Annotated in this window: 9 protein-coding genes; 4 read left to right on the top strand and 5 right to left on the bottom strand. The window is 40.5% G+C overall.

Annotated features, from left to right (window positions below; all coding sequences use genetic code 11):
• Position 1: 1 nt before the first annotated feature.
• The 3 genes from ACHSBP_RS15270 to speA all read right to left on the bottom strand — a co-directional run bounded on the left by ACHSBP_RS15270 (position 2) and on the right by speA (position 3,770).
• Complete coding sequence (locus ACHSBP_RS15270) at positions 2 to 913, bottom strand: acyltransferase (RefSeq protein WP_105173119.1); 912 nt, start codon at positions 911 to 913, stop codon at positions 2 to 4.
• A complete protein-coding gene (locus ACHSBP_RS15265; protein ID WP_040641467.1) occupies positions 913 to 1,800 on the bottom strand; it encodes an acyltransferase in 888 nt (295 codons plus the stop codon). The genes ACHSBP_RS15270 and ACHSBP_RS15265 overlap by 1 nt, the downstream gene beginning before the upstream one ends.
• 95 nt (positions 1,801 to 1,895) lie before the next feature.
• The gene (gene speA / locus ACHSBP_RS15260; RefSeq protein ID WP_395389515.1) at positions 1,896 to 3,770 is read right to left on the bottom strand and encodes a biosynthetic arginine decarboxylase; all 1,875 of its coding nucleotides are present in this window, start codon (positions 3,768 to 3,770) and stop codon (positions 1,896 to 1,898) included.
• Positions 3,771 to 3,942: 172 nt separating this feature from the next.
• Between speA and speE the strand changes: the two genes are divergently transcribed.
• Positions 3,943 to 4,803: a polyamine aminopropyltransferase gene (gene speE, locus ACHSBP_RS15255; protein WP_010561444.1), complete on the top strand. Its 861-nt coding sequence runs from the start codon at positions 3,943 to 3,945 to the stop codon at positions 4,801 to 4,803.
• Between the two features lie 124 nt (positions 4,804 to 4,927).
• Positions 4,928 to 6,130: a hypothetical protein gene (locus tag ACHSBP_RS15250; protein WP_395389513.1), complete on the top strand. Its 1,203-nt coding sequence runs from the start codon at positions 4,928 to 4,930 to the stop codon at positions 6,128 to 6,130.
• 13 nt (positions 6,131 to 6,143) lie between these two features.
• Here the strand turns inward: ACHSBP_RS15250 and ACHSBP_RS15245 are convergent, their stop codons facing one another.
• Both ACHSBP_RS15245 and ACHSBP_RS15240 read right to left on the bottom strand, forming a co-directional pair.
• Entirely contained in the window at positions 6,144 to 8,771 is a 2,628-nt protein-coding gene (locus ACHSBP_RS15245) for a glycosyltransferase (protein ID WP_395389511.1), read from the bottom strand.
• Entirely contained in the window at positions 8,771 to 10,201 is a 1,431-nt protein-coding gene (locus ACHSBP_RS15240; protein WP_395389509.1) for a hypothetical protein, read from the bottom strand. The genes ACHSBP_RS15245 and ACHSBP_RS15240 overlap by 1 nt, the downstream gene beginning before the upstream one ends.
• Positions 10,202 to 10,392: 191 nt before the next feature.
• Between ACHSBP_RS15240 and ACHSBP_RS15235 the strand changes: the two genes are divergently transcribed.
• Positions 10,393 to 12,408 (top strand): glycoside hydrolase family 97 protein, encoded by a 2,016-nt coding sequence (locus ACHSBP_RS15235; RefSeq protein ID WP_010561440.1) that lies wholly within the window; start codon positions 10,393 to 10,395, stop codon positions 12,406 to 12,408.
• 151 nt (positions 12,409 to 12,559) lie between these two features.
• On the top strand, positions 12,560 to 13,063 hold the full coding sequence (locus ACHSBP_RS15230; protein WP_395389507.1) for a hypothetical protein: 504 nt from the start codon (positions 12,560 to 12,562) through the stop codon (positions 13,061 to 13,063).
• The last annotated feature ends 662 nt before the right edge of the window (positions 13,064 to 13,725 follow it).

Raw genomic sequence — 13,725 nt, 5'->3', positions numbered from 1 at the left:
TTTAACTCGAATGCGCTGGTTTAATCGTTGGTAACTGCTCGTTTTCTTGCATTAAACTAATTTGCAGATCTTTATCTTGCCAAATTACATTTAGTTTTTGTTGAAACTCAACCCTAAACTCTCGGTCATGCTGATAATTACCAATTAGCTCTGCAGAGATGGGTTGTACTTTTATATCGACATGTATTTTAGTGAGCTTGCCAAACAGCATATCTTTACAAATTGTCTCGGATGTTCCGTGATACACAATACTGGTATTTAACAAGCCATCCATTTTTTCACCAAGTACTTCAAGGGCAAAGGCAATGCCCCCAGCTTTAGGTTTAAGTAAATATTTAAATGGACTGCGCTGCTTTTTGTGTTTCGCTTCGGTGTAGCGTGAGCCTTCAACAAAATTAATAATGGTTGTAGGGTTTAATCTAAAATGACGACAAGCGCGTTTAGTACGCTCTACATCCATGCCTTTAAGTTTTGGGTTTTTAGCCACTTTAGCTTTGCTTACGCGCTTCATAAACGGCATGTCCATGGCCCATGCGCCAGCACCAACAAAAGGCACCCATTTTAATTCATCTTTTAAAAAGAACTTAGGTGCAGGTAAACGCCCTAAGCCACTCAATACCATAATATCAAGCCAGCTTTGGTGGTTTGCGATAAGCAAATACCACGCTTTCTCGTCGAGCTCACCTTCAATGTCAACTTGCCAGTTGTCACACGCCAACCACACGCCTAAATAGTTGCCCTTGCACCAGGCCGCGTAAGCAATGTGTAAAATATCTCGGATAATTTGTAGTGGTAATACAATTTTAAGTAAACCAATAACAAAAATAACACCGCCCCACAGTACGACGTTACCGACTAAAATGGTAAAAATAATCGGTGCTAACAGCACTCCTGGCAGGAATCTCGATAACATTAGAACTCCTCAGTTTGCTGTTGTTTTAGCTCAACAAGCTGCTGATCTTTACCTTGCCAAAGCGCATTTAATTCGTTTTGAAATTGCACCCGAAACTCTGAGTCACTCGAGTAATTACCTACCCAGCTTGCTGAAACAGGCTTTACCTCAATGTGCACACGAATCTCTGGCACTTTACCCGCTAAGTAATCAAAGAAGCTTGGTGTGCCGTTTGGATAGCAAATAGTCACATCAACAAGTTTATTAAGTTGTTCGCCCATTGCTTCCATTACAAACGCAACACCACCCGCTTTAGGTTTTAGCAAGTTATCAAACTGGCTTTTTTGGCGTGTATGCTTATCTTTTGTAAAGCGCGTACCTTCTACAAAATTCACAATGCTTACAGGAACATGCTTGAACTTTGCACACGCTTTTTTGGTCGTTTCCATATCTTTGGTGCGCAGTGATGGGTTCTTTTTTAGCTGACTTTTACTCGCGCGCTTCATAAATGGAAAATCAAGCGCCCACCAAGCTAAACCCAAAAATGGCACGTAAATAAGCTCTTTTTTCAAAAAAAAGTTTAAAAATGGAATTTTCTTATGCAGAACGCGCTGCATCACTAAAATATCAACCCAAGATTGATGGTTGGCAACCACTAGGTACCAATCTTTATAGGTAAAATCGTGATCGCCCGTTACCACCATTTTAGTTGGCGTGAAAATGTATTGAATAATACTGTTAGTACCAACCCAACGACTCGCGCACCACTTAGCAACGGCACTCCACATTGCTTGCCATGGCTTGATCGGTAAAAGTTTTAATACCCCAGAAATAAAAATTGGCACAAACCAAAATAAGGTATTAACGGTATAAAACAGTAGTGAAATAACGGCTCTTATATAATACAACATCACGCAACTTATCGAATTTACTGGATGAACAAGCTAAAAAAGGCCATATTTTAGCCTTTTTTCACTCAGCAATAAATAGCCTAACCAACAGGTCAGTCTTCGAAGTAAGTGTAACCACTTAAGCCTGCGGCCAATTCATCGAAATACGCTTGCTGGGTGTCGCTTGATAAATTGCTCGCAGCAAGGCGACTTTGATAGTTCGCTTTTAATGCGCCCTCATTGTAATGCACGTATTTCAGTACATCTTCAACGCTATCGCCTTTCAGCGCATTAGTGGTAGTAAAGCCGTCTTCGGTTAGCTCGATATGCACTGAATCTGTATCACCAAATAAGTTATGTAGGTCACCTAAAATCTCTTGGTACGCGCCAACCATAAACATTGCTAGGTGATACTGTTCACCCGGACGGTAAGGCGGAATCGGTAAACTTGCTTCAACACCTGCACCATCAACGTATTCACGAATTTGACCATCCGAATCACAAGTAATATCTTGAATAATTGCACGCTGTGAACATGACTCATCGAGGCGCTCAATTGGCATAACCGGGAACAGCTGCTCAATACCCCATACATCTGGCAATGATTGGAATAAAGAGAAGTTAACAAAGAGTTTATCTGCTAACTTTTCATTTAAATCATCAATTACTTCTCGGTGTGAACGGGCGCTGGCATTAAGCTGGCCTCGTACTGCACGCAAAATATCAAAATACAAGGTTTCAATCTGTGACCAATCGGTCATCGATAATAAACCGTGTACATATTGTTCATGCGCTTCACTGAACAAGTGCATTGCATCGTGATAAATTTCAAGCGCTAGGCGCGGTGTTAAACGCTGTTTGGCTTGCCACATTTCTTGTAATACTTGCGGCGAATTATCTGAAAGTACAATATCGCTGTGTAACTTTGGCGCTTCTTCAACATCGATCACATCGGTAATCAATACTGCGTGGTGCGCCGTAAGTGCGCGCCCTGATTCAGTAATAATATCTGGCTGCGGTAAGTTAAGTGCTTCGCAGGTATCGGCAAAGGTATTCACTACGTTACGTGCATATTCGGCAACCGTGTAGTTCATTGAACATGAATTACGCGAGCCTGAACCTTCATAATCCACACCTAGGCCACCACCCACGTCAATGGTTTTTAGAGCTACGCCCATTTGGCACAACTCTGCGTAATGGCGCGCACATTCTTTTAAGGCGCGATGAATATCACGAATATTGGCAATTTGAGAGCCAATATGAAAATGCACTAAATTTAATAAATGCCCTTTGCCCGCTTTGTTTAAGCGTTCGATTGCACTTAGTACCTGACTAGCAGTTAAGCCAAACTTCCCTTTTTCACCACCGGTATTTTGCCACTTGCCTTTGCCTACTGAATTTAAGCGAATGCGAATACCAATTCCCGGCTCGATACCTAACTTTTCAATTTCTTGCAGCAGTACATCAAGCTCCGAAAGTTTCTCAACCACAATATTTACATCGTGTCCCATTGCTTGGCCAATACACGCTAAACGTAAAAATTCACTGTCTTTGTAGCCATTACATACAATGCGAATAGGCTTATCCGCTACACCCAAAATAGCCATTAGTTCAGGTTTAGAACCTGCCTCTAACCCTACTTTATTACTTTGGTGGGCGAGTAACTTTTTAACTACAGATGATTGCTGATTCACTTTAATCGGGTAGACACAGGTGTAATTACCTTGGTAATTACGATTACTTTTAGCATCAGAAAATGCATTAACTAGCGTATCAACACGCGATTGCAAAATATCGGTAAAACGCACAAGCACAGGTAACGTTAACCCCTGCTCTTTAAATTGCTCTGTTAAGGTTGCCAGCGAAACACCCTGTTTGCTGTGATCTTTATCTGGAAATGCTACCACTTCACCTTGCTCATTAATATCAAAGTAGCCTTCACTCCAATGAGCGATATTGTATGTTTCACGTGCGTTAGTTATAGCCAATGTAAGGTCTTCATAAAGTCAGATAGTTAGCGATATTTTAATTTGCTTTTTACACACTAGCCATAAAAATTAATTTGTTCGGCTATAATTTTATTTTCTAATTGAGTAACACGCATTTCGCTGGCAAAATTGCCGCAATTTTTAAACACATAAATGGTAAGTGAAAACTACTATGTCTAATTTAGATGCTAATACTTGGTTCACTGAAATAAGTGATCGTGATGGCAGTGCTTTTTCACTGCGCATTAATAAAAAACTAGAGTCAAAACAATCGCCTTTTCAACTTGTTGAAATGTACGAAACAACAGACTTTGGTAATTTAATGATTATTGATGGCTGTACTATGGTAAGTACACGCGAGAACTTTTTCTATCATGAAATGATGAGCCATCCTGCGCTGTTTTCACACCCTGCACCAAAAAATGTTGTGATCATTGGCGGTGGTGATTGCGGCACATTACGTGAAGTACTAAAACACCCGGACATCGAAACCGTTCATCAAATTGATATTGATGAAGTAGTAACTGAAATGTCGTTAAAGTACTTCCCTGAATTATGTGAATCAAACGATGACCCACGCGCATCGGTAATGTTTGATGATGGCATTAAATTTATGGCTGAAGCAGCGCCAGAATCAATTGATGTCATTATTGTTGATGGCACCGATCCAGTAGGCCCAGGCGAGGGGTTATTTAACCATGCATTTTATACTAGCTGTTTAAAAGCATTGCGTACTGGCGGCATTTTGATTCAACAAAGCGAATCACCATTAATGCACCAACAATTACTGCGTGAAACCCGCGCAGCAATGTTAGACGTTGGTTTTGCCGATTTACAAACACTGCCATTCCCGCAACCAATTTATCCATCGGGTTTATGGTCAGCAACGATGGCGCGCAAAGGCGAAAACTTCACAGCGTTTAGAGTACAAGATGTTGAAAATGCAGCATTTGACACTGAATACTACAACGTAGGTATTCATCAAGGCGCACTAGCAACACCCAACTTCTTAAAGCGTGCATTAGCTAAGTAAGCGTTACAGAGGCGATAACTTCATTCGTGTTCGCCTCTATCTTTTATTAAAACCGATACAATTCCCTGTTACTTCTGCAGTTATTGTTTACAATACATACACGGCTTCACTAGCGAAATTCGTAATGAAATATTTATTCCTGCTCTGTCTCGTCTTGCCTTTAAAAATGCTTGCACACGTTAAGTTTGACCAATCTTATCAACAAGCTCCTCAAAGCCAAGGAGTTGCCCAACTAGCATCGCAAAACAATGCAAGTAACCTTAAAATTAAAGAATTATTAGATGATGACGCTCCGTTTACAGGGCTTTATCTTAGAGTTGAAGGCAAAAAAAGCTTAGACAGTGATTATTTCGATAAAAGAGTTGGGATAGACTTCGAAATTTTTGAAAACGGTTACTACGAATCTTATCGAGAAAACTTAAAAAAGCGCCAAGAAAGTCAGCTAGAGAACTTACAACAGCAAAACAATATTCAACTTAAAGCCCTCGATGCAACATTTCATCGCCTAAATTTGATGAAAAACCTAGTTAATCGTAAGTTACAACGAAAACAAACGGCACTTCTATACGCTTTAAAAGAAAACAACAAACGTCAGCTTGAACAATCCTTAATTACAAAATCGCAATTCTCTGAGATTGAACTCGCATTAAAGCAATCTATTTTATTAGAGCAATATACACAGAAGGCCGCTATCGAAAAAATACCTGAAGACTGGTTAATATGGCTCAATAATATTGAAAATCTAGAACTAAAAGCTTCCTCTAAACTCATCGAGATGGCGCTAGAACGTTCAGTAGATGCAAAGATACAAGACCTAATGATCGCGCGCTCAGATAATCACCCTGGTTATCTTGATAACCTTAAAGTAAAAGTATTTTACGAACAACGAGACGACAGCAGACTCAATGTAGATAAAGAATCAGTGATAGGTTTACAAGCTCGCATACCTATCGATTTTAATACCTCTCGCGACGAACTCGTAACACTGAAAAAAAATAGCTATCGCCTGCAGAAACGAGTGATTACAGAACGTTTAATGCAAAAAGTTGATAGCTTAAAAAACCAGTTTTTCTATCAGCAAAGTAAATTACAACATTTACTAAACCAGCACCAAGCGCTTGAAGTTCAAAGGCTAGAAGCTGTGCAGCAGCTCCAGGTTGATTTAACGGGGTTACGTTATACACCTGAAAATACACTCAACCGCTTAGCGCTTGAAAAAGTAAAGTCACAACAAGCAATACTTTTAGCACGTCTGGATAATTTAGCGCTGCTTAAACACATACAAAGTACTGTAGGATCATCACAATTAGATCAACTTTTGCAATAACGGTTCATCTCTTTTATTGATCTACTTTGTTGCCAGGCCCATCAGGTGGCGCCCAATGCGCATCGTTAGGCGTGCGATACACCGCTGGCCAAGGATGCTGCTCAGGAAGCGTAAAATAAACCTTAGAGACACGATTATGGTGGCTGTAACCACCATGGAAGTTAATATCAACCGCTGTGTTCAAATTGCTTATCTGGTTATAACTAGCGCCCCACTGAAAAACAATGTGGCGAATTCCAGATACGGTGAAGCTAGTCAACTGACAATGGTGCGAGCGCGCCAAGCGCACATAAGCGCGGCCGCCAACGCCTTTATTCCACGCATTTTTAATGCGTGCATTATCAACAACACACGCCAAACTATCATCTATTTTTAACGGATGATTGCCAGCATCAAACAAATTGATGCTTTCCATCGTGATGCGGTCTGTCCACTTTAAGCTAACTAAGTTTACGAGATGATTGTTATGTACGTTTTCGTACTTATAAGCCACATCTGTGATATTTTGCTGCGGTACGTTGTAGCGCACTGTTAAGCCTGAGAGATGAGTATTAGACACCATATCTAACGGATAAATTTGAATTTTACTGCTATCCAATAACACCTCGTCCAGCGGATAGGCTAAAGTCACAGTATTACCCTCAATACTCTCTATTCGATTAATTTGCCGCCTTAGTTTCGGGTATTTTTTTGCCCACTTAATACTATTAATCTGATGGAGAAATTGCACATCATTCTCCATGGTAAATAATAGGCCTTGCCCAATCTTTAAGCGCCCGACGCTTTCGCTATTAAAGCTTAAACGCGCTAAATTTTTTATCGACTTCAGTGAATCTAACTGACGACCACCAACAATATTAATCACGCTACGCTCTTTTTCGTCGGCTGAAAATTCAGCTACTAACTGACTGTTATTTCCTGAAATTGTGATATTAGATTGTGTAATCAGTAACGGCTTAGCAAGGTTAATCGTGCCGCTTGGCAACACTAATGTTTGTCCCTGCTGCAATTGCAAAATAGCATTTTGTAATGCATCCGTGTCATCGCGATGATCATTCGCGGTAACACCAAAATCACTTGCTTGCAGTACATTTGACGGAACTTGTGAGGTAAGCGCCCAAGCTTGAGGCAAACTAATTAATTTATAAGCATACGCCATAAATGCAAAAAACACGGTAAAGGAAAGTAGGTACAAAAATGTTGGTAAGTAAGGCGCAAACCAATGCTTTATCATCACGCGGTTGTGATCCGCCTTTTGCACTTCGCTCCCTTTGGACCATGATTGCTCGCCCAAATGGTAAAACGCTTTAATTTTAATAAATGCGCCAACCCACTGGTTATAAAGCATTAGTGGAATAGTAAGCAGGCTTACAGGGTGACCACGATAGGCGATAACCATCATCTGAGTCGTTCTTACGATTAATACCCAAGCGAGGTAAAACGGTAAGTAAAAAATACTTTTACTAATCGCAAGGCAAATCGCCCCAACCAACCCCACCAGTGAGGTCCACATCGACAAACGCTGATCGAGTACCGCAAACCAAATAAATACCCCAATTTTTTTCCAACCCAGTTGCAGCGTGCGATTGTTATTTCTTAACGTATTACCATACCAGCGAAACGGTAAGTTAACGCTCAAATTAAGAAACGAAGCGTCACGGCTCTCGAGTGAGTAAACCAGTACATCGGGTAAATACAGCATATTCCAGCCGTCTTTCAATAACATAAACCAACTGGTTTTATCATCCCCCATTAAAAATCGAAACGTGCCATGCGCCCAGTGGCTGACCACATCATTTTCCATTTTTCCGATGAACTCTTCCGTACAAATCGCTTTGGTACGAAACATCGAAAACCGCCCAGTCAGCGTCAATACCTTATTAGATAGCGCGTGCGATTGAAATAGCACATGGCGTTGGCCAAACTTCAAGTTAAACCAGTCTTTATACCATTTAGACTGAGTATTAATGTAGGCTAATTCGTTGGTCGTAAGCGCGCCCAAATCATTGAAACAGCTGAAAAATGGTAAAGTGTTACGCAAAGTCTCAGCTTCAAGGTAACTATCGCCATCCATAAAAATAGTGACGCTATTAGCTTCTTCATTATAACGCCTAGTTACGGCACGTAAGGCATGCCCCATTGCAATGCGTTTGCCTTCACTTTGCCTTTGGAAAACAAGCTCGGCTTTAGTGTGAGCTGGGTGAGCCTGAAAGGTTTGCGCTATTATCGCATCGTCTTCATCTGAGCCTGTTGCAACAATTAATGTCGCAGTACATGGCACATCAGACAAGTTTGAAAGAATAGATTGAAACGTCTCAATTGATACCCATGCTTCTTCTTTGTATGAGGGAATAACAAAAAAGATATGCTCAGGAAATTTATCTTGCTCAGATAATTGGTCTACTTGCCTTTTTAGCTTGGGATAATAGTAGTGACCATAAATAAATGCGCGTACATAATTGATGAGTTGCCAGCCATATCGCCACATGGCAAACGCACCCACCACAATAATTGCCTCGCCTTTAATCTCAGCAATATGCGGCAATAACAGCGCGATTAAAACAAATGCGATTGATAGATAAAATAATGCAGGCCATACAAGTGAAATCAGTCCTTCTCTACGCCCATAACGCTGTAACATTAAAACATCTCAAAAGTATCAACCCAAACTTTTGCCCGGGTAAATGGTGGTAACGAAACAGCGCTGTCAAAAGACAATTTCACAATGCCTTGGTTTGTATTTTTAGGGTAAAAATCTGCTAGGTCCATGGGGATAGACTGACGCCCGAAAGATACTATATGAGCGTTAAGTTCGGTCTTTGTTTTTGGGATATACACCCTAGCACTTTGCCCTAATTTAAGAGATAACATTTGCTCATTAGGTACAACAATTATTAAAAATGGCGTTTGTTTGGTTTCAACAATTGCAACCACATCATTTTCAGTTACATTAGCTCCGGTGTTGAAAGGCGTATTTACTAAACGACCTGCGACAAGGCTAGTAACAGGTCTTTTGTGTTGCATTTCTAATAAACTAAGCTCTTGCTGTGCGATCAACAATTGCTCAGTAATGCGCTGAGACGAAAGCAAGTTGCTTTTTGATAACGCTTGCTCGGTCTCTAATTTAACACGCTCAATCCTTTGCTGTTCTTTTCGTAAGCTGACTAATGATTGTAACCAGCGATTTTCAATATAATCATAGTCTTTTTGGGTAAGCACATTGTCTTTCAATAATAAGCGCGCTCGTTCTAGGCTTGCTAAGTGCCTGCTTTCTTGTTGCTTTAGCGGCGCGAGCAGCCCTTGCTCTATCGCTATCGACTCAGGTGCTTCATTTAAAAGTGCTTGTTTACTACTTTTTAAAACAGTGATTTTGTTATTTAGTTTTGCCAATTCAGTAGTAATATCAGGATCAATAATGGTTGCAATAACATCATTTTCTTCGACCGATGCCCCTTCTTTTAGATACATCGACTCTAATACACCTGACTTACTAGCTTTTACAACATAGGTATTACCGAGCACGACCCCTGTGCTCTTGACTTCATACTTTATTTTGTAAAAAAGAGATAACCCCAATACCAATAAGAAGAGCACCGCAAACGACAAAACTAGCTTACTACGAAAGCTAAATTGACGCGTAAGTGCAAGAGTATTAGCGTCGCTGAGGTTGAGCGCTGTATTTATTGGACTTGAGACGACCGGAGCCGTAGCGATTGCTACTAGATCTTCAACATTTTCCAACTTTCCTTCAATAACTTGCTCTATGTAGTGACGCAATAAACGCTTGTGTTTATGGCTTAAGTTATCAAACGCAAAGCCAATGTTACCATTAACCGTATTTTTGCAAATGAGCGTCACACTGATCGCCAGTGTCGAGTCAGTAATTGGAAAAATTATTCTTGCTGGAATTTTTTGGTCAACTTCTAATTCAAGTGGACATTCTAGAATTCCAATTCCATCTACAGACCAATCTTTACTTTCGTATACGTGTTTATCTATCTCCACTAGTAATGGAACAGAGATACGATGTGCTTTACGTTTGGAATTTTTTTCTGAAACAATATGAGCCAAAATGGACCCTCAGCAAGAGTTACATCAACACGCTAATTTTAACACACAACTACCGACTGAAATGATCTTCAATCAAAAATATTAAAAGTAGAACAGCAAACTCAAAAAAATGAATACGTTTGCAAGCGCTGGTGTGATTTTTCGCAAGCTTTTACTCTTGATGCTCCCACATTGACAACAAGTGAAACAAGATGAAAAAAGCGCTTTTACTGCTTATGCTTGCGCCGTGCCTGCAAGCAAAAACTGTTACTGTAAGTTCGCCGAATCAGCAAATTAAAGTAGTTGTATCCGATGAGCAAGAACTACCGAGCTACCAAGTAATTTTCAACGATCAAACACTGATTAGTCCATCCAGTCTTGGTTTTGATTTTCGCCAGCACCCAAGTCTTGGCCATAACGCAAAAATCAGCAATTCGGCTATTTCCTCACATAATGAAACATGGCAACAACCTTGGGGGGAGCGCCAGTCAGTTCAAGATAATCACAACAAACTCGCGTTAACCTTTTCACAAGCTGACACCACGTTTAACATCACATTTAAAGTATTTGATGATGGCATTGGTTTTCGATACGAACTACCCACTAAACAAGGCTATCTTGGTGCAGAAATCAGCAAAGAACTGACACAGTTTAACCTTACCGAGTCACACGCGACACAATCTTGGTGGATCCCTGCACGTGAATGGAATCGCTATGAATATGTTTACAACAAAACACCACTTAATTTAGCGCGTCATGTTCATACACCAATAACCCTTAAGCGCGACGACAATATTCACCTTAGCATTCATGAAGCCGCGCTCGTTGATTTTGCTGCGATGACGTTAAAGCAAGGCCGCGATGGACAATTTAGTGCCGACTTAACTCCTTGGAGCGATGGCACATTAGTCAAAACAAACGATGGATTTACCACACCATGGCGTACTATTCAGATCAGCGACTCGGCAGTTGGCCTTGCTAATTCAGACTTAATTTTAAACCTCAATGAGCCAAATAAATTAGGGAATGTTGATTGGGTCGAGCCAAGCAAATACGTAGGTATTTGGTGGGGCATGCATATTGGCGAAAATACTTGGGGCAGCGGTGATAAACACGGAGCCACAACCCAGCTAACCAAAGAATACATCGATTTCGCTGCCGAAAATGACTTTAAAGGTGTATTGGTTGAAGGTTGGAATATTGGCTGGGATGGAGACTGGTTCCACAATGGAGATGTATTTAATTTTACCCAAGCATATCCTGACTTTAACTTTGCCGAGCTAGCAGCTTATGGCAAAGCCAAAGGCGTGGCAATTGTTGGTCATCATGAAACATCTGGCAATGTAAGTAACTATGCAAACCAAATGCAAGATGCCTTTGCACTTTACCAAACACACGGTGTTAGCCAAGTTAAAACCGGCTACGTTGCCGATGGCGGCAATATCAAACGAATCGACGAAAAAGGCCAAGTAAAGCGCGAGTGGCATGACGGCCAATTTATGGTAAATGAATACTTAGCCAACGTAACACTTGCTGCCAAACATAAAATTAGCATCAATACCCATGAACCTATTAAAGACACAGGTTTACGCCGTACTTATCCAAATTGGATTTCTCGTGAAGGCGCACGCGGACAAGAATACAATGCGTGGGGTACGCCGCCTAATCCGCCAAGTCATGTACCTACCTTAGCGTTCACCCGCATGCTGTCTGGGCCAATGGATTTTACGCCAGGTATTTTTGATTTATCGTTTAATGGTTTGGGCAGCGACACTAATCGACCGCAAACCACGCTAGCGAAACAGTTAGCCTTATATGTAGTGCTCTACAGCCCGATTCAAATGGCAGCCGATTTACCGCGTAATTACCGCGCAAAACCAGAAGCATTCCAGTTTATCAAAGATGTACCGACAGACTGGAATCAAAGTAGCGCAATTGCTGGCGAAGTAGGTGAATACATTGTATTTGCACGACAAGATAAGCATTCTGATGATTGGTACTTAGGTGCAGTAACTGATGAAAATGCACGCAGCGAAAAAATTAAACTTAACTTTCTCGAACCAAATCGCAAATACATTGCCCAAGTGTATAGCGATGGCGAAAACGCTAATTGGGTCGACAAACCATACGAAATGGCGATCTACAACAAAACCGTAACGCAAAATGACGAACTTGTCCTGAAAATGGCGGCGGGCGGTGGCGTAGCAATTCGCTTTAAAGCGCTTTAATACTTGCTCATGCCAAATGGCATACCAAAGCCCTAACAAATGTTAGGGCTTTTCTTTTGCCTAATTTTAACTAAGCTTAAGTGATCGCAAAGTAAGTTGTGTGTTTTTAATACACACTTACTCAATAATAATAAGACGAAAGAGAGACCGAATGAAAAAACTATTTGTTATAGCCATCTGTTTGTTGCTGCAAACATTCGCTAACCAAGCTCAAGCATTAGACGAAAAACTGAAAATTTTTGAGCCTTATTTAGGCACATGGGAGTCTACTTTTAGTAATGGCGCCGTTGATGTAAGCCACTGGGAAAGCGCACTAAATGGCACAACATTACGCACCCTACACTCAATTAATGACGGTGCATACGGTGGTGAGTCGCTAATTTTTTGGGATAACAAAAAGCAAAAACTGGTGTTTTTCTACTTCACTACGGCGGGATTTTATACTCAAGGCGAACTAGAAATAACGGCAGAAAATGAGTTTATCGCATATGAGAATGTCACGGGCAATAAAGATGGCATTACCAAAGTAAAATCTTCAAGCCGCTTAAGCGACGGTAAAATAGTGGTAAGCACTAGCTACTTCAAACAAGGTGAGTGGACTAAACCTGAATCTCGCAGTTATAGCCGCAGTACAAAAACAGTAAAATTCAAATAAATTAGACATAAAAAAGCCGACTTTGCAAAAAGCGAAGTCGGCCAAATAACCTAAGGGAAATAGTTCGTTCAGCAGCGAAGTATTTGAAATTAGTATACGGCCAGTAAGTTTCACTTTTATTACAAAGAGGGTAACCAGAATATAAAATTTTATGCTTTTTTTAGAAAAACCACTGCACAAAAAGCCCCCAACCCTGTAACCAGTTCAGAAACAAAAAAATTATTCAATATTTTTAAATACAATAAAACTATATAAATCAAAAGATTAAAACCACCCCACCAAAAACCTTTAAAAATAATGAGAATTATTCTCAAAAAGGTATTGACAGTTTTTTAGATCTAATTGATAATCAATCTCAACAAGGAAGCAGTACACGCACTCACTCTTCTTTGTGTTTCTCGACCCTAGTAGCTTTTTAGGCTACGGCTGCTAGCAGCAGCGCTTCGCGCCCCTGAAGCTAAGTTGCTAGTAGCCAATTTATACGAATTACTTGCTACATTGCTCATATCGGTGACGGTAGATATGAAACCAAAAGGCCTCATAACGAGGCCTTTTTTATTTTTATTAGATGCAGTTTATTTGTTACAACATTAATGAGAATTATTATCAAAAAGTATTTGACAGCCATTAAGATCTAATTGATAATCAATCTCAACAAAGAA

This window comes from Pseudoalteromonas sp. XMcav1-K, from assembly GCF_044005875.1.
GTDB classification, from domain to species: domain Bacteria; phylum Pseudomonadota; class Gammaproteobacteria; order Enterobacterales; family Alteromonadaceae; genus Pseudoalteromonas; species Pseudoalteromonas spongiae.
The sequence above is the reverse complement of the archived record's forward strand: the minus strand, read 5'-3'. Positions and strand labels throughout refer to the sequence as shown.